The 22,531-nt window shown below is 54.8% G+C and carries 15 protein-coding genes; 2 read left to right on the forward strand and 13 right to left on the reverse strand.

The window, feature by feature from the left end:
• Positions 1 to 153: 153 nt before the first annotated feature.
• Positions 154 to 1,248 carry a M24 family metallopeptidase gene (locus NYE33_RS33110; protein ID WP_341069530.1) on the forward strand — a complete coding sequence of 365 codons (1,095 nt, stop codon included), beginning with the start codon at positions 154 to 156 and terminating at the stop codon, positions 1,246 to 1,248.
• A 68-nt stretch (positions 1,249 to 1,316) separates the two neighbouring features.
• On the opposite strand, the gene NYE33_RS33115 is transcribed toward NYE33_RS33110, so the two are convergent.
• Positions 1,317 to 2,042: a queuosine precursor transporter gene (locus NYE33_RS33115; protein ID WP_042134420.1), complete on the reverse strand. Its 726-nt coding sequence runs from the start codon at positions 2,040 to 2,042 to the stop codon at positions 1,317 to 1,319.
• Positions 2,043 to 2,436: 394 nt separating this feature from the next.
• On the opposite strand from NYE33_RS33115, the gene NYE33_RS33120 reads away from it, so the two are divergent.
• Positions 2,437 to 4,125 (forward strand): methyl-accepting chemotaxis protein, encoded by a 1,689-nt coding sequence (locus NYE33_RS33120; protein ID WP_341069531.1) that lies wholly within the window; start codon positions 2,437 to 2,439, stop codon positions 4,123 to 4,125.
• 434 nt (positions 4,126 to 4,559) lie between these two features.
• Here the strand turns inward: NYE33_RS33120 and NYE33_RS33125 are convergent, their stop codons facing one another.
• The 12 genes from NYE33_RS33125 to NYE33_RS33180 all read right to left on the reverse strand — a co-directional run bounded on the left by NYE33_RS33125 (position 4,560) and on the right by NYE33_RS33180 (position 21,853).
• The gene (locus NYE33_RS33125; RefSeq protein WP_042134414.1) at positions 4,560 to 4,886 is read right to left on the reverse strand and encodes a YnfA family protein; all 327 of its coding nucleotides are present in this window, start codon (positions 4,884 to 4,886) and stop codon (positions 4,560 to 4,562) included.
• A 2-nt stretch (positions 4,887 to 4,888) separates the two neighbouring features.
• Positions 4,889 to 6,442, reverse strand: coding sequence for a cobyric acid synthase (locus NYE33_RS33130; protein ID WP_341070083.1), 1,554 nt, complete (start codon positions 6,440 to 6,442; stop codon positions 4,889 to 4,891).
• 263 nt (positions 6,443 to 6,705) lie between these two features.
• Positions 6,706 to 7,515, reverse strand: coding sequence for an adenosylcobinamide-GDP ribazoletransferase (gene cobS, locus NYE33_RS33135; RefSeq protein WP_340988677.1), 810 nt, complete (start codon positions 7,513 to 7,515; stop codon positions 6,706 to 6,708).
• Positions 7,512 to 8,075, reverse strand: a complete 564-nt coding sequence (gene cobU / locus NYE33_RS33140; RefSeq protein ID WP_076242408.1) for a bifunctional adenosylcobinamide kinase/adenosylcobinamide-phosphate guanylyltransferase — start codon at positions 8,073 to 8,075, stop codon at positions 7,512 to 7,514. Before cobU ends, cobS begins: the two co-directional genes overlap by 4 nt.
• Entirely contained in the window at positions 8,072 to 9,133 is a 1,062-nt protein-coding gene (gene cobT / locus NYE33_RS33145; protein WP_042134408.1) for a nicotinate-nucleotide--dimethylbenzimidazole phosphoribosyltransferase, read from the reverse strand. Before cobT ends, cobU begins: the two co-directional genes overlap by 4 nt.
• Positions 9,134 to 9,349: 216 nt before the next feature.
• Positions 9,350 to 10,537: an aminotransferase class I/II-fold pyridoxal phosphate-dependent enzyme gene (locus tag NYE33_RS33150; RefSeq protein ID WP_076242819.1), complete on the reverse strand. Its 1,188-nt coding sequence runs from the start codon at positions 10,535 to 10,537 to the stop codon at positions 9,350 to 9,352.
• Between the two features lie 41 nt (positions 10,538 to 10,578).
• Entirely contained in the window at positions 10,579 to 11,577 is a 999-nt protein-coding gene (locus NYE33_RS33155; RefSeq protein ID WP_341069533.1) for a D-alanine--D-alanine ligase, read from the reverse strand.
• 14 nt (positions 11,578 to 11,591) lie between these two features.
• Positions 11,592 to 13,052, reverse strand: coding sequence for an aminotransferase-like domain-containing protein (locus NYE33_RS33160; RefSeq protein ID WP_042134406.1), 1,461 nt, complete (start codon positions 13,050 to 13,052; stop codon positions 11,592 to 11,594).
• Between the two features lie 516 nt (positions 13,053 to 13,568).
• On the reverse strand, positions 13,569 to 14,786 hold the full coding sequence (locus NYE33_RS33165) for a histidine phosphatase family protein (protein ID WP_341070086.1): 1,218 nt from the start codon (positions 14,784 to 14,786) through the stop codon (positions 13,569 to 13,571).
• A gap of 11 nt (positions 14,787 to 14,797) precedes the next feature.
• Positions 14,798 to 15,763: an adenosylcobinamide-phosphate synthase CbiB gene (gene cbiB / locus NYE33_RS33170; protein ID WP_341069535.1), complete on the reverse strand. Its 966-nt coding sequence runs from the start codon at positions 15,761 to 15,763 to the stop codon at positions 14,798 to 14,800.
• Between the two features lie 52 nt (positions 15,764 to 15,815).
• Positions 15,816 to 16,739 (reverse strand): adenosylcobinamide amidohydrolase, encoded by a 924-nt coding sequence (locus tag NYE33_RS33175; protein WP_231575300.1) that lies wholly within the window; start codon positions 16,737 to 16,739, stop codon positions 15,816 to 15,818.
• A gap of 146 nt (positions 16,740 to 16,885) precedes the next feature.
• Positions 16,886 to 21,853 carry an S-layer homology domain-containing protein gene (locus NYE33_RS33180; protein WP_341069539.1) on the reverse strand — a complete coding sequence of 1,656 codons (4,968 nt, stop codon included), beginning with the start codon at positions 21,851 to 21,853 and terminating at the stop codon, positions 16,886 to 16,888.
• Between the last annotated feature and the right edge of the window lie 678 nt (positions 21,854 to 22,531).

Consider the following 22,531-nt stretch of genomic DNA (forward strand, 5'->3'; position numbering starts at 1 on the left):
GAAACCAGAAATGATTGTGGCAACTATTACCCGGTGCTTAACTTCACTAAACCCCCTTTAGCATCCGCTCGAGGGACGTGCAGCCTCCCGGATTATGAATTATAATGAGAATAATGCTGTTTCACGCGTGTATATGAAAGGGGAATTATTGCAATGAATGAAGCTCTGCTTAAACTGGAGCAAGGACTTACAGAAGGGGGCTTGGATGCTCTCCTCGTAACCGATCCCAAGCATGTATACTATCTGACCGGCTTCGCCAGCAACCCGCATGAACGCTTTCTGGGCCTGCTGCTAATCCGCGGCGGGGAGCCTGTGCTGATCGTTCCGGCGCTGGACGCCGAAGCGGCGCATGCCGCCTCCTCGGTGAAGACTATTCTGACGCACAGCGATACGGACAACCCGTACGAGCTGCTCAAATCCCGCTTCGGCGGCGCTGCTCCGGGCAGCTTCGGCATAGAGAAGGAGCACTTCTCCGTCAGCCGCTATGAGTTGCTGGCAGACGCCATCCCAGCGGGGGCATTCAGCGACATCGGCCATCTGCTCCGCGCTATGCGCGCCATGAAGACGCCTGAAGAAATCCGCATTATGAAGCATGCCGCCGAGCTTGTGGAGGAAGTTCTCCGCCGGGGCCTGTCGCATGTCAAAGCCGGTGTCAGCGAGAATGAGCTGGTAGCGGAGCTTGAATACCTGATGAAAAAAGCCGGAGCCTCCGGCCCCTCCTTCGACACCATGGTGCTCTCCGGCCCGAATACAGCCCTGCCGCATGGCGTACCGGGTGAACGCAAGATTCAGCCGGGTGATCTGCTGATGTTCGATCTTGGCGTATACGCCGCAGGCTATGCCTCCGATATCACCCGCACCTTCGCTGTAGGCGAAATAGACAGCAAGCTGATAGATATCTACAATACTGTGCTTGCTGCCAATGAAGCTGGTATTGCCGCTTCTGTTGCCGGAGCCACCTTCGGTTATGTTGACAAGGCTGCCCGGGATGTTATTGAAGCCGCCGGCTACGGCGAATACTTCATGCACCGCGTTGGACATGGTCTCGGCATGGATACCCATGAATATCCATCACTGCATGGACTCAATACGGATATTATCGCAAACGGCAACGTTTTCACCGTAGAGCCGGGGATTTATGTGCCGAATCTTGGCGGCGTGCGCATTGAGGATGATGTGCTCGTTACGGCAGAGGGCCCGCAGACGCTGACCAGCTTCCCCAAAACATTGACTGTGCTGAGCCTGTAATTCAGAAATCCAAAAAAGTCCCAATCTCCAGATCACTGGAGGTTAGGGCCTTTTTATATAAAACTATTCTATGAAATATTGCGCTTGGTCTCCTGGGAGGGGACGGTCTGCTCTTCTTCAGCGAACTTAAAGGAACGGGCAAGGTATAGCACCGGTGTTCCTGCACCTGTAAGCAGGAATTTGGCCAGATAGGTAGTCAGCAGAATCTCTGTCCATACCTTCAGGTCATAGGTTCCGGCAAAAGCAATCGTACAGAAGATTAAAGTGTCAACAAAAGAGCTGATCATAGTGCTGCCGTTAGAGCGGATCCAGAGCTGCCGTGAGCTGCCGTAGTACTTGCGGATCCATGCGTATAAGCGCACATCCAGAAACTGGCTGATAAAATATGCGGTAAGACTGCCCAGTGCAAGTCTCGGCATCAGGCCGAAGATCGTCTGGAGTGAGGATTGGGCAATATCCGTCTCCTGCGGCTCAAATACAAGCACCATCTGCATAATGACGGTAGTCATCAGCAGAGTGAAGAATCCGAACCAGACGGCGTTCCGCGCTTCAGCCCGCCCGTATCTCTCATTCAGCAGGTCACTGGTCATATATAACGTGACATACATCGTATTTCCAAGCGTCATTACAATATCGAAAGGCATCGCAATTGTCTTGGCGACTTGTATATTGGCGACCACGGTTGCCATGCCGACCCAGGCATAGAGCCCTTTTTTACCGAACAACCGATAGCAGAGCAGAAAAAACACAAAATTAACAACAACAAACAAAATCCCCCACAACAAATTAAACATATTTCGGTTAACTCCTCCTAGTTTTGGTTACGCGGGATGGTTACGAACCGCGGCTATCCACTCTTATAGAAACAAAACATTAATACTCTACCACAGAAAAAGCTAACATGCTATGAAATTTAAAATTTTCATGAAAACAGCGTATAATTCATTTTTTTCGGTAAATTGGTGATAGACTCGTTAAATATTCAATTTTTTCTGAAAAATAATGCAGTATAGAGCAAACTTTCACTATTCAACCTGAGGTTAATTCTATAGAATAGTTATCAATCACAATTCCCGTTCACAGATAGCTTCATATATGACCTACACCAATGGAATATATTGCTGCTTGCCTGGCTCTTTGTCTGGCTTGGGATATTCAGATGCAATTGACAGAAAAGGAGAGAAAGAAATGTTCCGTTTCAAAAAATCAATTAGCCGCAAGTTTACGCTTCTGCTGTTTGTCGTTCTGTTACTCACTTCTCTTTTGCTAAGCATCAGCTTCTACTTCATATCCATTAATATCATCGACAGCTATGTGATGCCGCAGATCAACAAGTCTCTGACTGCCTCAGCCCAGGATGTATATAAGAATCTGAATGCTACAAGCGCGCAGCAGGCTCTTAACAAGAATGAACAGGCGGGGACCAATGTAGAATTCTATTTCGAGGAAAAGCGGAAGCAGCACGATGTTGAAACCATTTTCCTCATTGACCTGAAGGAAGGCAAAGCTACTGTTCTGGTCGCGGATCATAGCGCCAAGCTTCAGCGTGAAGAGTCCATTGAGGTATTGCCTGCCATGGAGCAAGCCTCCAAAGGAAAATCCGGACTTAGTGAAATCTATAGTGATAGTCATGGTATACATAAGACTGCATTTGTTGGCGTTCCCGGCACCACCATGCTCGTTGGCGTAAGCTCGGATGTCGGCTTTATTCAAGAAAAGATGAGCAGCATTCTGTGGACCAGTGCGGGAATCACCCTGCTGGCACTTATTATCGGACTCTCCGGCGCCACACTGATGAGCCGCAGAATCATCCGTCCGATCAAACTGCTGGCGGCCTACAGCAACAAGCTGGCCGGAGGCGATTTCACCGAAGCACTTACGATCAAAGGCAACGATGAAGTAGGCCAGCTCTCCGAGAGCTTCCGGATCATGAGCGAGCGGCTCAAGGAGATGATCGGACATGTGCTGGATACATCGGGCGCAGTAGTTGCCGATTCCAATGATCTGAAGGAACGTGTTCAGATTCTGAACAATATGGCTGAGCAATCCGCTGTCTCTGTAGAGGAAATCGGTAAAGGCAGCACCACGATTGCGAGCAGCGCACTCGATAATTCCCGGGCCATGGATGAGATCAACATCGGCATCCAGCATATCGCTTCCGCCGCCGGTGAGGTCACGGAGCAGATCAGTGAAGCCTCCGCCGAAGCGATGGGCGGTAATGACATTGCCCAGAGTGCTGTGCAGCAGATGCGCCAGGTGGAACAGGCCTCGGTACAGTCGCTGGAGCAATTCCGTATCATGAATGAACGCTCGCTTATGATCGGGGAAGTGGTGCAGGGCATTACCGAAATCACGAAGCAGATTCAGATGCTGTCGCTTAACGCATCTATTGAAGCAGCGCGCGCCGGAGAGCATGGCCGGGGATTCGCTGTCGTGGCCGGTGAAGTGCGCAAGCTGTCTGAGCAGTCCAAGGAATCCAATGAGCAGATCCGCGAATTCCTGCTCGGACTTCAGGAAGATATGAACCACTCGGTATCCGAGATGAACCACGTGAATACAGAAGTAGCTTCAGGTATGAACAAAGTGGTGGAAGCAGGCAATGCCTTCAATCATCTGCTGATTCTTATCCAGAGCATCAACCACAGCATCCAGTCCGTATCTGCCGCTACCCAGCAGATTTCGGCAGGCACCGAAGAAGTCAGCGCCTCGGTGGAAGAGACGGCACAGATTACAGCCAAGTCGCAGCAGAGCGCCGATACGCTGGCCGGCAACTCTGCCCGCCAGCACCAGGAGCTGGATGGCCACGCGCTGACCGTAGAGCATCTGCATGAGCAGGCCGTGAAGCTGCAGAAGGCTGTCGAGCAGTTTAAGATTTAGCTTGTTCTGTTCAATCAACACTATAAAGCTGTTTAATAGTAAATATAAAAAGCAGCTCCAAAGGCCACGTGGCTGTTGAAGCTGCTTTTTTGCATAGGGACAAGCACAATCCTTCAATTCCTCAAATTTGATTCGTAACCGGCAAATTGGGTTTGTTAAGTTCACGCCATTTCAGCATAAATGTTGTACGATTTACAACTCCGATTCATAGATACCAGGTTTTTTAGAAGGATTGTTGTATGTAATACAATAATTTTCCTGATTCCCTGTTTAGAAAGGGAGAAATCCTGCCTTCCGTACAACATTTTTGAATATAAAAGCGATGTAATCCGCAAAATGTTGTATTTTGGGCAGGATTCATAGAATAACAAGGTTCCATCACAATCCGTGGATGAGAATAAAGGGATTCGTGCGATAACTGATTAGGACCATGCTCAGTGTCTCGGTGCCCACAAGATGACAGAGACCCCAATCACGCAGATGCCGGCGCCGATCCAGTCGTAGAGATCCGGTGTTTTCCGGTCCACCAGCCAGCCCCACAGCACAGCAAGCACGACGAATACTCCGCCATAGGCGGCATATACCCGGCCAAAGGAAGGAAACTTCTGCAGCGTCGGGATAATACCATACGCGATCAGGATGGCAGAGCCTGCCAATCCGTACCACAGCGGCCGCGATTCCCGCAGCCAGAGCCAGACCAGATACCCGCCCCCGATCTCGGCCAGTCCGGCAACAATAAACAGCAGAACCGCAATAAACATCCCTATTCCTCATTTCTTGGCAAGCCCATAATATTGTACACGGCATTCATGTCCAGATGTGACCTTACAGCATCCGCCAGCCGGTCAAATTCCTGCTCACGGAGCGCAGCAGCCGAGAAGGTTACGGATAGCGGTGCGAGTCCTTTGGCAATACGCAATCCGTCCAGCCAGCTGCGGCGCAGCCCATCGTTGTGGAACAAGCCGTGCAGATAGCTGCCCCAGATTCTGCCGTCCGGGGTTCCCCAGCCTTCCGGCAGAGCCTGTCCTTCCAGCCCGTCCAGACTGAACAGACTGCGTACCGAAGCAGCATCATGATTCGTCGTCGTTCCCATATGTATCTCGTAGCCGGTAATGGGCATCTCTCCGATTGAGGCGGGCGCCTGTGTGCTTAGTTGCAGCGGATGATCCGCAGCCAGTGTTCCGCTCACGCGTACCGTGGTCTTCTGCTGCAGGAACGCCGTTGACAGCGGCAGATACCCGAGGCCCTCACTCTCACCCGGTTCAGCACTCTCAACCGCATGAGGATCAAGCAGCTGCAACCCCAGCATCTGATACCCGCCGCAGATTCCGGCAAGCTGCTGCGTCCCCTGTCCCAGTGCACGCTCTATGGCCTCCGGGAACCCCTGCTCCCGCAAATACTGCAGGTCGGCAGCTGTATTCTTCGTGCCCGGCAATATAATGACATCCGGCGTTCCAAGCTCGTCTGCCGACAGGACATAGCGTACGGCAGCATCCGGCTCATCCTCCAGCGGATCGAAGTCGGTGAAATTGGAGATGCGCGGATAACGGATGACGGCAATATCAAGTTCCCTGGCGGATTCTTGGTGCACGCGGCCTGAGGTTCCTTCCAGAACTACGGAGTCCTCCGCCTCAATCCGCAGCTGCGGCAGGAACGGCAGCACCCCCAGCACCGGAATGCCTGTACGCTCCTCCAGCCAGTCCAGCCCGGGCTGCAGCAGCGAGACATCGCCGCGGAATTTATTGATAATGAAGCCTTTGACCCGGGCCCGTTCATGCGGCTCCAGCAGCTCCAGCGTGCCTACAATGAAGGCAAACACGCCGCCCCGGTCAATATCGGCAACCAGCAGCACCGGGGCATCCGCCCAGCCTGCCAGATTCATATTGACGATATCCCGCGCCTTGAGGTTGATCTCCGCGGGGCTGCCTGCGCCTTCCATCAGCACAACATCATAGGCCTCCCGCAGACGGCCAAGCGCATCCATCACCGTCCCTTTGGCTTTGGGGAGAAACTTCTCACGGTATTCTCTTGCACTGAGCGCGGCATGCGGCACACCATGCACCACAATCTGCGCGCTCATCTCACCAGATGGCTTCAGCAGGATCGGATTCATGTCGCTGGTAGCCGTAATACCGAAGGCTTCCGCCTGCATCCCCTGGGCGCGGCCGATTTCTTTGCCGTCTGCTGTAACATATGAATTCAGCGCCATATTCTGCGACTTGAACGGTGCCGTACGGTAGCCGTCCCGGGTCATAATCCGTCCGATGGCGGCGGTGACGAGGCTTTTGCCGACATCGGAGGCAGTTCCCTGCACCATCAGCACAGCGGCGGGGTGCTGCTTGCCGCGTCCATCTGCAACCCCCGGCGCTGCCTGGACGGTAACTGGCTGCTGCTTATCCGCTCCCCGAGCAGCTCCCGTCGCTGCCTGAAGCGCGGCCTTACCTAAGGCTGTATCTTCCATGTTCATCTTCTTCGCTTCCTCGCTTTCTGGCTGCTTGCCGGTGTTCAGGGCGGTGCAGCCCTATAGCCCTATTGGGGCGCTGTGCGGCGCTGCCCTAAGTGCATTGCGGACGCTGTCCGCTACAGGTTGTGCTGCAGCAGCACCAGCACAAGCAGAACCACCGTCTCCAGCAGCTCACCCAGCGCGCCGTAGACGTCGCCGGTGAGCCCGCCGAGCCGGCTGGCGATCCGCCGCGCTGCGAGCATGCCGCAGGCTGCCGCAGCCGCCGGCGCCAGGACGGCCGCCGCTGCCAGCTGCGGCCAGGCCCCGCTGCCCGCGCCGAGCGCCAAAGGCGCCGCGGCAGCGGCCAGCGTAAGCAGCGCGGCGGTTAGACGCGCTCGCCGCTCCAGCCGGGCAGGCAGCCCGCCGAAGCTGGCGGCCAGCCCTTCATTGCCGCGGGCCAGCGGATAGCGGGCCATGGCCCGCACCATGTACCAGCGGCTCCAGACCGGCGGCAGCAGGAGCAGCGGCAGCATGCTGTAGCTGCCGCCTTCAATCAATGCCGCCAGCAGCGAGGCCTTCAGCAGCAGGAGCAGCACGCAGGCCAGCACACCCATAGCGCCTACGCGGCTGTCCTTCATAATCTCCAGCATCCGCTCCCGCGAGCGGTAGCTGAGCAGCGCATCGGCGCTGTCCATCCAGCCGTCCAGATGCAGCCCGCCAGTCAGCCCCACCCACAGGATGAGGGTGATGACAGCGGCAGGCCAGGCCGGCAGCAGCCAGGCGGCGGCAGCTGCGCCAAGCGCAGCGCTGAGGCCGATCGCTGCACCGACCAGCGGATAATAGACTACGCTGCGGCGCAGCAGCTCCGGCGAGAAATCCGGGCTGTATTTGACCGGAAACCGCGACAGGAACTGAAACGCGGCAGCGGCATCCCCCCGCGCGCTCACAGGATGTACTCCCGGCTCTTTAGCTCAACAGGTATTCCGGCCGTAACCAGGAATACCTGCTCACACTGCCGGGCAAGCCGCGCATTCATTCGTCCGGCCAGGTCACGGTACAGCCGGCCGAGTGAATACTCCGGCACAATGCCGTCTCCTACTTCATTGGTAACCAAAATTAGCGTTCCCTGGAAGCTGGAGACACTCTGCTCCAGTCCGGCAATTGCAGCTTCCACCAGCTGCTGCCGGTCACTGCGTTCCTCCACAGCCAGCAGCTGGTTGGACAGCCAGAGCGTCAGGCAGTCCACCAAGACTGTCTGACCGCTGCCGCTGCCGGACAGCCGCCGGAGCAGCGCCGACAGTTCAAGCGGCTCCTCCAGAGTCTCCCAGCGGAAGCCGCCCTCCTCCCGCTGCTGCCGGTGCAGGGCAATCCGGGCCTTCATCTCTTCATCGAACGCTTGCCCGGTCGCCACATAGACCGCCTGCTGCGGGTCTGCCAGCTTCTTGGTTAAGCGCTCGGCGAAGCCGCTTTTCCCGCTGCGTGCCCCTCCGGTTACAAGGATGCTCATACGCTCTCCGACCCGGAGACCCCCGCACTCTCGAAGGTCGCCATCTCCCGCATAATCCGGCAGACCGCTTCAATGAAATGCAGGCACAGCGCGCCGCCGGTGCCTTCACCGAGGCGCAGTCCGAGATCCAGCAGGGCCTCCAGTCCGAGGCGGTCCAGCATCAGCTTATGCCCCTGCTCGCCTGAGACATGGGAAGCAATCATATAAGCCGTGGATTCCGGCGCTAATGCCTTTGCTACCAGAGCTGCCGCTCCGGAAATAAAACCGTCCAGAATGACCGGAATCCGCAGCGCAGCCGCTCCCAGAATCAGACCGGCCAGGCCGGCAATCTCAAGTCCGCCTACCTTCGAGAGTACATCGATCGGGTCAGCCGGATTCGGCGCATTAACCTTCAGGGCGCGTTCGATCACCGATATTTTGTGGCGCAGCCGCTCGTCGTCGATGCCTGTTCCACGTCCGGCTGCCGTCTCTGGCGGAATACCTTCCAGTGCGCACAGCACCGCAGCACTGGCCGTAGTGTTACCGATTCCCATCTCACCGGTAATAAAAATCTCCGTTCCGTTCTTCACCGCTTCCTGGGCCACCTGAACCCCGGCCAGAATCGCACGCAGCGCATCATCGCGGCTCATGGCCGGACCTGCCGCCATATTGTCCGTGCCGCGGCGCACTTTGCGGTCGATCAGCTGCGGATGGCTGATGTCACCGTTAATACCGATATCCACGAACTGCACCTCTGCACCGCCTTGGCGGGCCAGCACATTCACTGCGGCGCCGCCGCTCAGGAAGTTATAGGCCATCTGCATTGTAACCTCCTGTGGAAAAGCACTGACCCCTTCACAACAGACCCCATGATCCGCTGCCATAACTACTACCGTACGTTTGCTGTAACAGGGCTGTTCTACTTTGGAGATCCCGGCCAGCCGGACGGCCAGCGCCTCCAGCCGCCCGAGGCTTCCCGGCGGCTTGGTCAGGCTGTTCAGGCGGAGCACCGCGCGTAAGGTCGCTTTTTCATCAGGCGGAGCGATCCGTCCGGTTACTTCTTGTATGGCTGTGATCATGATATTACCTCCTGTTATCTATTGTATATTCTATTGAAAACAATCTACTGAAAACAATCCACTTCTATCTGCTCTGCATACTGTCATCAGAACACAAAAAAGCTCCCCTGCTCTGAAGAAGGGAGCTTCCGCTGACTTGGCTGCAAGCCAATTGAATTCTAACATATCCCTATTTCTTCCTTAAAGGATTATAGGTGATATAGATTGATCTTACAATTAGATTTTTACCTTCATGAAGCCTTCCAGCCGCTCCAGCGCCTCGGTCAGCTTCGCTGTAGAAGCCGCATAGGAGCAGCGGATATACCCTTCTCCGCCAGCCCCGAACACATGGCCCGGAACAACTGCGACTCCCGCCTCCTTCAGCAGCCTTAAGGCGAATTCCTCCGAGCTCATGCCGGTGTGGGCAATGGACGGGAAGGCGTAGAATGCCCCTGCAGGCATATGGCAGTGCAGTCCGGCATCGCGCAGCCCCTCCACAAACAGCGTCCGGCGGTCCTTGAAGCAGGCCTTCATCCGTTCTTTATCCGGCAGAGCACTGCGCAGGGATTCGGCAGCGGCGATCTGTCCCAGCACAGGCGCACACATGGCTGTGTATTGGTGAATTTTGAGCATAGCCGCCAGCAGTTCGCGGTTCCCGCAGGCATATCCAACCCGCCAGCCGGTCATGGCAAAAGCCTTCGAGAACCCGCTGATCACCACCGTCCGCTCCTTCATGCCCGGGAGTGAGGCAATACTTACATGTGTGCTGTCGTAGGTCAGCTCGGCATAGATCTCATCCGAAATCACGATCAGCCCATGCTCCTTCACCACCTCAGCTACCGGCAGCCAGTCCTCATAGGTCATTACCGCCCCCGTAGGGTTGCTTGGAAAATTCACCATCAGCAGCTTGGATCGCGGAGTGATTGCCCGCTTCAGTGCTTCGGCCGTGAGCTTAAAGCCCTGCTCCACAGTCGTCTCCACCGTGGCCAGCGTTCCGCCATTCAGATAGGCGATAGGCGCATAGGCGACATAACCCGGGGAAGGAATCAGAATCTCATCGCCCGGTGCGATGAAGGCGCGCAGCGCCAGATCCACGGCTTCACTGCTCCCTACAGTAACCAATATTTCGTCCGCAGGATCGTACTGCAGGTCGAAGCCCTTCTGCAAATACCCGGCAATCTCCTCCCGCAGCTCCATCCTCCCGCTGTTAGGCGTATACATCGTCTCCCCGCGGTCCAGGGCGCGGATACAGGCCGCTCTGACCTGTTCAGGAGTAGCGAAGTCGGGCTCACCAACCCCGAGTGAAATAATATCGTTGTTACCCGCAGCCAGATCAAAAAAAGCGCGGATGCCCGAAGGCGGGATCTCCCTTAAGCGCGGAGTAATGGGGTCGCTGTGCAGGGAGATGCCAGTGAGGCTCGGGATGCGGGGGTGGCGGTCCACAGGCAAAGCAGATTGTTTTCTGTTCATAACCCGCCACCCCCTTGCTGTACCAGTTGTGCTTCCGGTGCTTCCGGTGCTTCCGGTGCTTCCGGTGCTTCCGCTGCTCCGCTCATCCCCCCACGCTCCCACAATGATCCGCTGATAATCTCATCGAGCAGCCGGGTGAAGGAAATGCCAGACGCCCTTGCACTTTGCGGCAGCAGGCTGGTTGCGGTCATGCCGGGCAGCGTGTTCACTTCCAGCACATAAGGAATGCCGTCCTTCAGCAGCATATCCACCCGTGCATACACCGCGCATTTCAGCGCCCGGTAGCAGGTAAGTGCCGCCGTACGCACCAGTTCCTCGACCTCCGCAGGCAACTGGATGATCTGTTCCTCCGCCCCGCCCTGCTCATATTTGGCGCTGTAATCGAACCAGTCGGCACCGAGCGACTGAATCCCGATTACCGGCAGCAGCTCTCCACCGAGAATGGAGCAGGTAATCTCCTGCCCTGTTGTATAACGCTCAATCAGCACCGAACAGTCAGCGGCAAAAGCCTTCTCCACCGCCCCGCGCAGCTCCTGCGGATGATTCACCTTGGTCATGCCGATGCTGGAGCCGCCGGAATTCGGCTTGACCATCACCGGATAACCCAGCCGGTCCACGGCTTCAGGTGCATATTCATTGATATTGTCCCAGCACAGCCAGTCGGGTGTGGGGATGCTTTTGCTGCGGATAACCGTCTTGGCCAGCCCTTTATCCATGCAGAGACTGCTGGACAGCACGCCGCTCCCGGAATAAGGAATGCCTAGCGTTTCAAGCGCACCTTGTACGGTGCCATCCTCGCCGTAAGTCCCATGCAGGGCGAGCAGAGCGAAGTCCAGCCCCACGACTCCCTCCAGCAGCTCTTTACGCGAGGTGATGGGAACCGGAATCCCGGTGTATTTTGCCGGATCCAGCGCCTTCAGCATCTCCCTGCCGGTATTCATGGACACCTCATATTCAGACGATACGCCGCCCATAATAACTCCCACTCTAATCATATCCGTACACCCCTTCATCCCATAAGTTGCCGTGCTGTCCTGCCGATAATTTCGATCCCTCTGCGTATATCCTCATCCGCCACTCTGGAGAAGCCCAGCCGCAGCGTGTTCTGCCCTGTACCGTCTGTGAAGAAGATGTCCCCCGCCGTAAAAATAACCCCCTGCCCGTGGCACGCCGCCAGCAATTCCCTTGTGCTGAAGCCTTCAGCGAACGTTACAAACAGATGTAGCCCCCCGTCCCCCGATAATGAGGCATACGGAATATGCTCCTTGCAGCAGGCCAGCGTCAGCTCGTATTTGCGTTTATACTCCAGCCGGGCCTTCTTCAGATACTTCTCCAGATTGCCGCCCAGGAGATATTGATACAGGATAGACTGGTCGAGCGTTGAGGTATGAATGCTGCGTGCCCTTTTGACACTTTCGAGATAATAGATCAGCTCCTGATCCGCCAGCACCCAGCCCACCCGCAGTCCGGGGAATAGCACTTTGGAGAAGCTGCCGAGGTAGATGACACTGTTCCCACTGCCCGCCGCCGCCATTAACGGAGCCACATGGGCACCCGAATAACGCAGCTCCTCGTTGAAACCATCCTCGATAACCGGCACTTTGTAATCCGACATGAGCTTCATCAGGCCTTGTCTTTTCTCGGGAGACATGACAATTCCGGTAGGATTGTGGTAGGAGGGGACCAGATATGCACAGTCGTATTCCCGCTCTTCGAGCGCGCGCTTGAGTTCGCCGAGGTGGATGCCATCCCGCTCCATCGTTACCCCGTGAATCCCGAAGCCGTGCAGCTTCAGATTCTTAATCGCCGTATGATGCGTCGGGTTCTCACAGATCACAGCGCCATGCCGCTTACCCAGAGCAGACAACACTATGTCGAAGCCCTCCGTGAACCCGTTCGTAATCAGCAGATCCTTCCCGCGCATATCCACGCCCTTGTGCTCCATATATTGCCGCAAATAATCTATTAAAGGTTTATATCCCTTGGCATATCCATAATTCAGCAGAACGTTGCCCTCCACGGACATGCGTTCCAGAAAAGCTCTTCGGACATGATCCAGATCGAAGAGGCTCTCATCCGGCGCGATACTGGTAAAAGAAATCGTTCCTTTCCCCGCGCGGATTCCCCGCTTCATAATGTCCAGCTCTTCCGCGAGCAGCGCCTGGCCGCTGAGCCGCTCTTTCCAGTCCACGCTCCAGGATGCCGCTTCCGGATCTCCGTGCCCCGCTGCTGCGCCATGTGAGACATAACTCCCCTGGCCCTGCACCGTATACGCGAAGCCGTCATCCTCCAGACTCTCATAAGCCGAGATAATCGAGTTGCGGCTGACCTTGAGGAGTGTGCTGAGTTCCCGTGTTGAGGGGAGCTTCTGCCCGCCCTGGAGCGCGCTTTTGATAATAAGATGCTTCATGTAATCCTTCACCTGGATATATACCGGACGTCCGGCAATGAGCTTGAAATCCTTAAACATACCGCTATCGCCCCCATAGCTATCATGGCACAGACGCCGCCGTAAAAAAAGAACCACAGCCCCGGGATTTTCTTCCGGCTGTGGTTCTAAGGGGGATAATGTAGTCGGTTTTTCGCATACATTTAGCTCGTTACCCCTGTCGGCGGCGCATTGTATTCGGTTTTTCGCATACACTTGGCTAATTAACCCTATCGGCGGTGCATTGTATTCGGTTTTCGCATACATTTGGCTCGTTAACCGTATCGGCGGCGCATTGTATTCGGTTTTTCGCATACATTTGGTTCGTTAACCCTATCGGCGGTGCATTGTATTCGGTTTTTCGCATACACTTGGCTTGTTAACCCGAACAGCGGTACATTGTATTCGGTTTTTCGCATACATTTGGCTCGTTAACCGTATCGGCGGCGCATTGTATTCGGTTTTTCGCATACATTTGGCTAATTAACCCTATCGGCGGCGCATTGTATTCGGTTTTTCGCACCCGAGTTGTAGCGGTCCCTAGTCCAGCTGCGGTAGCTACACTTCGCGTGGCATCATGCGCCAGGCTCCTTCATCCTTCCGAAGATTCAGTACAGTGACTTCACCCGGAGCGGGTGCAGCTACTGTATAGAAGGTTACTCCTTCGGTCAGACGCGCCAGCAGCAGCCGGATGATGCCGCCATGAGTCACAATCAGCACGCGCGGAGGCGGGGGATTGGGTGATGAGTCTGGCACTAGTGAAACTGCCGAAGATGAAATTGGTACTGGTGAATCTGCCGCTGGTGGAACTGCCGCAAATGGAATCGGCACTCGTGAATCTGGTACTGGTGGAACTATCACAGATGAAATGGGCACTGGTGAATCTGCCGCTGGTGGAACTACCGCTGGTGGAACCACCCTTGGTTCGCTGGTTTCAATCCAGGGCATCCCCCTGTTAATGCTTGTATGCTCCAGTTCCTGCTCCAGCTGAGTCCAGAAATCATCCACCCGGGCTTCAAATTGTTCCCACGCTTCCCCTTCCGGCGGTGTTACTAATTCGGGGTGGTCAATCCAGCTGCGGTAATGCCCGTTATCCTTCAGCTGCTCATAATCGCCGCCTTCCCAAGCACCAAAATCCAGCTCGCGCAGCTGCGAATCATAGATGGCCTGCCGCTCCAGGTGTGGAGCCACAGCTGCCAGCGTCTCCCTGCACCTGAGCAGGTCACTGCAATAGACACGCCAGAATTCCCCGCCGAGCGCCGACTGGTCGCTTAGTGCGGACAATTGCTGACGCGCCTCCGGCAGCAGCGGCAGATCGGTGCTGCCCAAATAACGGCGCTCCTTGTTCCACTGCGTATGCCCATGGCGGATAAGCACCAGCTCTAATTCCAGTTGAGGTTCCTGCTCCTGCTCCAACTCCAGTTCTAACTCCTGCTCCAGTTCCTGCTCATGTTGAGGCTCCCGCGCCAGCTCCTGCTCCAACTTCTGCCCTAGCCCCAGCTCTTGCTCCAACTCCCGCCCTAGCCCCAGCCCCAACTCCTGCTGCGGTGCCGGGTTACTTAGAACGCTGCGAGCTACCAGAGCCGAATCCTTCAAGTGGCTTATCTTGTCATTGTCCGCATCCTTGTCCTTGTCCTTGTCCTTGTCCTTGCCCTTGTCCTTGCCCTTGCCCTTGCCCTTGCCCTTGCCCTTGCCCTTGCCCTTGCCCTTGCCCTTGCCCTTGTCATTGTCCTTGTCATTGTCCTTGTCCGTATCCTTACCCTCGTCCTTGTCCATCTGCACTCCGCTCAGCCCCCCATCCCCTGCCATAACAAGGCAACCGCTGCACACAGGCAGACAAATATGGCTGAAGACAGCATCATCATCCGCGAAGTCACGATAATATCCTCCGGCTCCATTGTCCGCAGGGGATCTCCCATGTAGGCGCGGAAGGAGGTTACGCCGTGGTATACATTTTCTCCGCCCAGGCGGATGCCCAGTGCTCCGGCAACTGCCGATTCCGGGTAACCGCTGTTCGGGCTGGGATGAAGACGAGCATCCCTCCGCACGGTACGCCAGCATCTCCGCCAGTCCAGCCGCAGCAGCGCCGCACATAAGGTTAGTAATAGCGCTGTAAACCGCGCCGGTATGTAATTCACGACATCATCCAGACGGGCGGATGCCCAGCCAAGATCCCTGTACTTGTCGTTCTTGTAGCCGACCATGGAATCCAGCGTGTTCACCGCACGGTAAGCCATAGCCAGCGGAGCCCCGCCCAGCAGGGCGAAGAACAGCGGCGAGATGATCGCGTCGACGATGTTCTCCGCCACTGTTTCCACTGTGCCGCGGACGATCTCCGGGCTCTCCAGATGCGCCGTATCCCGGCCGACGATCATTCCCAGCGCTCTGCGGGCAGCGGGAATATCTCCTTGGCGGAGTTCTGCGAATACCGCCAACCCTGCATCCTTCAACCCTTTGGAGGCAATCGTTGTGGAGATCAGCCATACTTCGGCAGCCCCGGCCAGCCAGGGGGATATCTTATAGAGTAGCATGACAAGCAGCGCTGTCAGCACCCATGCGCCTCCTGCTACCAGGAGCGGAAGCAGCAGCCCCGCCCGCTTCAGGGCACGGGGCGCCGATGCGAAGCGGCGGATAAGCCGCTCTATCGAGCTGATGGCCTTCCCCATATAGACAACGGGATGGGGAAGATTACGCGGATCGCCGACAATCCGGTCCACAACATAAGCGGCCAACAGTATGATGGCAAGCTTCACCTTGGTTCACCCCGCTGCGGTTCCTGGCGGTCCTTCTTCATCATTCCAGACATTATTCCCGGCCGCCCTTCATCAGATGGCCGGGCTGCCCATTTAGTGCTTCTTGAGGCGGTAACAGTTCAGCTGCCACTACTGCTTCGACTGCAACTGCTTCTTCTCCACCCGCAGCTTGCCCAGTTTCCGCAGAAGCTGCAAGTTGCTCTGCCTGCGCCAAGTTAGCTAGTTCCGCTCTCCGCGCAGCCTCTGCCGCCTTCACCGAACTCAGACTTTCCGTCACCGCACTGTACACCAGCCTGCCGATGGCTCCGCCCAAGTCAGTCGCAGTTCCGGCGTAGACATGCTCCGCTGCGTAGCGGCGGCTTCCGCTCACCGCGAGCACGATCGCATCCGTGGTGGTTCCGGTTGCGGTTAGCCCATTCTCGGAATCCGTGATTCCGAGATCCGCCAGTGCGGCAGCCTTCGCTTCCGTGGCCGTCATCACGGCGTTGACCATGGCAGACGGCGACAGCCAGCCGTCAATGCCAAGCATGATGTTGATCGTGCCCGGGCGGTAAGCCGCCAGCACGCTGCGCTGCGATCCGGCGCGGGCGGCATTGCCCGCAGCCGCTGTCACGCAGCACATTATCCCCGCAGAGCCGGTATTCTCCTCGGCAACTGCAGCATGCTCAAGCGGAACTGCCGTCATCAGTCCGGCACAGCCTTCCAGCGGATAACCCCACTCCTGCAGCTTATTTTCCATATCCCGTACCGGATTGCTGCATTCGTAGTCCCGGGTGACATATTGGTTCACCGCCCGCTTCAGGCGGCCTGTTCCTCCGCCATACACTGCGCTTGATATACTGTCTACCTCAGCCGGAAATTCCAGCAGCAGATGGCCTTCCCGCCACTCCAGCGTTAGTCCCTGCCAGACCCTGCTCTGGTACACCGCCAATCCACCGTCAAGATTAAAGGGTAGGTTCACATTCACTTTTTTCACAATACATCCGCTCCTCTCGCGCAGTAAACTATTCCTAAACCGACTATATCATTATATAGTATCTCGTTTTCTCTGTATCAATGTTTGTAGCCTGCAAACAAAAAGCTGACGCCGGAAATCCGGACGCCAGCTTGCTCTGCCGTATGCTACTGCTGTTCAGTTATGTCTAACAGTCTTAGAATCAGGGTTACTGCCTCTGCCCGCGTTGCCTGATCATTCGGAGCCAGCCGGTTATTGCCTTGGCCTTCAACCAGACCCGCTTCATAGGCGGCTGCCGCATACGGCTGACCCCATGAAGGAATAAGCTCCGCATCTACAAAAGCTGCCTTAGCCTTGGAGTCTGTCTTCCATTCCAGCGCCCGGACAATCATGGCAATCATCTCCAGGCGGGTAATCTTTCCGCCGGGCCGGAAGGACTGATCCGTATAGCCTGTAATCCAGCCGGATTTAACCGCAGCGGCAACATACGGCTCCGCCCATGGCTGAATGCTGCCTTCATCCGTGAAGGAAAGTCCGGATAGCGCAAGGTCCACCTGTAAGGCGCGACCCAGGATCACCGCGAATTCACTGCGCGTAACGGCTCCGTCCGGACGGAAGGTTCCGTCTGCATAACCGTTCACCAGCTTGCGCTGCGCCGCAGTTATAATGCTCTCTTTTGCCCAGTGCTTCTCTACATCCTTGAACGCAGGCTGAGTAGCCATACCGCCATCGCCTGTATCTCCTGCGCCGCCTATGCTGCCCGTATTGCCGGTGGTTACGATAGTGCCGATAGTACCGGTATTCCCCGTGTTGTTACCCGCATTCCCATTATTGCCGTTGTTGCCGTTATTACCGTTGTTACCGTTGTTGCCATTGTTCCCTGTATCCGTGCCTCCGTCAGGCTTGGTGTCTGCCTTTAGCACCGTCAATACGAAGCTTTTCTGGGCCTCTGCCCCGTCTTTCTTCAGAGTGGCCGTCAAAGTCACCCCGGTTGTGCTCGCCGAACGTTTAACCTCCCCTTTACTGGAGATGATATCGGGATTACTTGAGGTCCAGGTAATTTCACTTCCATGTTCGCCTGCTGCCGGCAAAATAACGTCTTTCGTAACCGAGGTCTGGAGGTCTCCATCAGCATAAACAATTTCAAGCTTATCCTTATCTAAGTTAACAGCCAGCGGTTTCGGTAAATCCCCTAAAGTTATCGTTACTGAGGCTGTATTTAACGGGACCGTAACGATACCTTTGCTGTTATCCATTATGCCTGCAGATACATCCGTAATATTGTTCACCATGCTTGGCAATTGGACACTGAAGCTGGCCCCTCCGGCCTCTACCTTCGCCTGACTCAAATCGCTGCTGAAGGTCACCACGAGCTGATTGTCTTGTCTTACAATGCTGTACCCGACTCTGCCGCCCTGCAGAGCGGGGTAATTCTGCACACTGGCCACCACATTATTGTTCTTGGCAGCGTCCTTGACCCACTCCTTAGGGATCCCGCGGCCTACAATAATCTCAGCCTTCTGATTCTGATCATAAATCCGCTCGGCAATCAGGGAATCAATGAGCACCTTGGAGTTCACGGATTGTCCCCACATATGCTGGGCCGATCCGCCGCCGCCCGGTGTATTCTGAAGGTTCAGCTGATCATTCGTCTGTGCCCAAGGGCTTCCTGCGACAGGATAATTGATCCCTTCCCACCAGCTGAACGGCCCGCTCATCGAATTTTCAATCATGAATTCATACGCTTTGATGCCCATATCCCGGTATTCTTCTCCGCGCAGTGCAGCGCTTCCGTAACCAGCATTATATGCGCTTGAGTAGAAGCCATGCGGATAACCCCCGAAATTGTAAGGAGAATCTGTCGTATCCTCCTGGATACGCCGGTTGATTCCATAGGAATACGTATCATCCAGCAGCTTCAGGTTGATATTATCCTCGGGCTGCTCTGCCCCATACAGATACCCGTCCCAGTGCCATCTGCCGAACAGGAACATGGAGGCCCAGTTCGCATCTCTGGAGTCTCTCATCCGGTTCTCATCATTGGTCTCAACGACCGATGCCGGAATATAATCAAGCCCTTCTTCGGTTATCGTCTGCTGCAGCTTGGCTGTGAATTTGGCCAATAAGTCGTCATACCTTGCTTTTGCCCACTCCGCTTCCTGCAAATAGGTTTCATCATTTTTTAAACGGTAGAGTTCGCGGGTTACATATTCATAAGCGGTCAGACCGGTCAGGGCAGAGTAATTGTCGATCGTCCAGTTGCCCTCGGAATCAATCGCATACGTTTTTTTCATAATTCCGTCAGCGTTGCGGTCACTCTCAATGGTTCGCGCTCCGAATTTAACCCGCTTCTCAAATACGGTGCCGGTAGAGCCGTCATCGGCGGTCATCTGCTCATCGAAGATAGAGGCGTCACCGGTTTTACTTAAGTAAACAGCGTAGGCCCATGGAATTTTCCAGTTGGTATCCCAATACAGATTGCTGTCCACCTGACCCGTCTCAATGTTGATTCCGCCTGTCAGCGGGATACTCTTCAGATAATCCTGCGCATGAGCGAAATCCCCGCTCTGAATCAGATTTACCAGAATGCCCAGCGTATCATGGGAGAATAACCGGGCATAGCCGTTTTCACCCACATGCAGATACGTATCATCTTTAATAATCAGCGTATCGATATAGCCGGATTTGAACGCATTCTCAAGCTCCCGGTTCGGCAAGCCGATATCCACTACTGCGGAGAGTCTATTCAGCCAATAAGCTTTCATCTCACTGTAGTTGGCTTCGAAGGTTCCCAGACCCGCCACCTGCTCTTTGGTCAAGGAAGTAAACCGGGTCACGTTCTTGTCAAAATATTCATATTTATCAGCTTCAATTGCATATTCCCTGACAACGCTCCCGCCCGGCTGAACGGTGTACATATTTACAGCGTCCGCATTGATTGGAACCAGATTGCCCGAGACGACCGGCAGCAGCATGAGCTCGCCTGAATGATTCGTAGCCGTGACTCTGGAATAGTTGACGACATAATCCTTCTGGTCCACCGTGTGCTTGTTGGCGAAGGTCTCAATCTTGTAGTCTACTTTATTCTTCGTATATTCACTGATCATTACAGGTAAATAACCTTCCCCCTTGGTCCACTGGATGTTGCTTGTATCTGCAACTCCGAACGTGACCATTTGCTTAGGGGCTACCGGACCATGCTGCTCCGGACGGCTTCCGCCGATCTGATATGATCCGTCCAGAAAAGCAAGCGAAGCATTCTTGTCGCCTTCGAAGCCGAAGGCTGCTGTCATTTGCGCATGCGTATCGTACTGGTATTTGCCTGCGGTCTTCAAATTATGAACCGCTTCCAAAACAGTGGAGAAGGCGGTCAGCTTCTCGTTATCCGGAGCGTTAACATCCAGCGCCTTGGCGGCTTGCACAGCTGCATTCAAGGTGTTCAGGGAACTGAGGGTGTAGCCTTTGATGACGGCCCGGCTAATAAGATCGATCTGCCCGGCAATCGCCGCCATATCCATATTAATCTCCAGCTGGCCCCTTGCCTCCTGTAAATGGCTGAGCGCTGCATTGATCTCCTCCGGGTCAGCGTCAAAATCGTTCAAAACCAGGCCGGCATTAGCCAACGCAGCTTCGAGTGCAGACCACGACTGCACGGTGTACAGCCTGCTGTTGTAGTTAGATTTGGCAATATCATCGATTAAGGCCTGTAAGGCGGTTCTGTCCACATCCGTATTCTTAATAATTCTTAAGATGCCGGTGCCCAGATGTGCTTCGGATTGGAAGGCACCGGAGACACTTTTGCCGAAAAATTCACTTGCCGTTTCCCCGTTCTTATTCATGACCATCCAGCGGTATTTGCCGGCGGACAGATTCTTCTGCGATAAAACCAGAGCGTACCGTGTATTTCCGGCGAGACTATAACGGAGTGGAATCGTAGTCATTTCACCGTCCGCAACACGGTCACGGCTGACCACTGTTTCTGCAAGAAGAGTACCTGCCGGGAAGCCGGAAGGGTCTGTCCCATATAGCTTCACGGTCAAGTCGCTTACGCTATTGGACATTTTTCTCACATTTACTTGTGCGTACTGCATCTCGAAGCTCTCCTGAGCCGTAAAGGTCTGATATCTGTCCTGCTGATCCCCATTACTGCCGAATTCGTATTCATTCTCCGCAGCACCTGTGTAATCGATCATCAGATTGGTTTCTCTTCTTACCAGAGCCGCTTGCTTCTGCTCCAGAAGCGACAGGGCACGGTCGATTTCCTCCTGTAGGGCATCCTGCTTGTCCAGAACCTCCTTGGCTTCAATCCTTGCCTTGGCAAAGTCCTGCCAGGATTCATCCGTGTATACACCTTGGAGTTTGTCCTTCACCTGATTATAGGGAAGGTGGAGCATGCTTTTATCGGCTACCTCCTTGCTGCTTACCGCAAGTCCCGAGAAAGACATGTTACCGTACCTCGAAAGGGTTTCTGCCTGCAGACCCTCAACTCTTAGTTGCACATTGGCTGGCACCTTAATCTGATACTTATATACTTCCGAAGTCCCACCCGCACTGATCTCCTTCGTCTCCATGAGGTTCATATCTGCATAGATCCTCACAGCAGCTTTCGCCTGCCATAACCCGATGCCGAATACGACCGTTGACTCCTGCGGCTGCGGGGCAACTTGGAAGGTCCAGCCTACATCCCCGTATATCCCCGAATCTCTGTTCTTGGGGAAAAACACGCCGAATCCGGTATCCTTGACAGCCCTTTCATAACCTGCCATGCCGTCATTCCAGGAATAGGACAAATAATTCCCGTCATTGCCCCTATCTGGCTTCCCTTCGGTACTTGTCGTACCGTTCCCGTACACGCTGAAGGTTACAGAGCTGGGAACGGCCTTTTTAATCTGAATGATGTCATCCGGGCCGTTGCCTTTCAGATGCAGCCAGTCTACATTCCCAACCTCCGACAGATCCAGCGCATACTCACCTTCTACTTTACTTTGGGTAATATCAAGTGCGGGGGAGCTTATAGCGGCGTCTGCACCGTCTGCTCCATAGGCGGCCTGGGGCTGGCCAAGCGGGGTTGAGGATAGGACCAGTGAAGCCAGCAATATCAAGACGGGGATTTTTCGTAAGGGTATTCTGAGCATTCTTTAACCTCCTTGTGTATTTGATTTAAGCATATAAAAACCCGGCAAATTTAAACATACGAATATCTTTACATCCAGCCGACTTTTTTTACCTCTTTACGGCCCGGCCATCCGGGTAAACATAATGTTTGGGTTCATGCACGCTTAGTAACAAGTCTGCGGGTGAACGCGTGGCGAATTAACTTTTCGGTAACATACATACTTCAAAACAACACAAAAAAAACCGTTCCTGTAATTAATGGAGGTACTACCCGCCATTTCAAAAGGAGCGATTTCTTTGTACATTAATAGATGATGAACCCTTCTGGTAAGAGACGGGTTCCGTTCCGTGCTAAAGCCGGCTAAATAAGTGGATTTATGACATTTAATTATATGATTTAACCGTATATGCGTTTATTAAGTGGAAAAATGGCATCTAATTCTCTTGATTCCGCCTCCAAACGGGGATGCGGGACGAATAGATGTACTTTTTCCAACTGCTGTCCCGAAATTGTCTGGTTCAGGCTAAATAAATGCTCTTTTTCCACTTATTTCTTGTGGAGAGGCTGCGTGCACACCGAGCGAAGTGAGTCGGAGAACCTTTGACGGCTGGCTCGCTAACTGTTGGCTTCTGGCCCCCTGCGGCTAGCTTCTGGCTGGCTTCTGGCTGGCTTCTGGCTCGCTAACGGCTGGCGGCTG

Origin of the sequence: Paenibacillus sp. FSL R10-2199 (assembly GCF_038000235.1) — a bacterium.
GTDB lineage: Bacteria > Bacillota > Bacilli > Paenibacillales > Paenibacillaceae > Paenibacillus_AQ > Paenibacillus_AQ phytohabitans.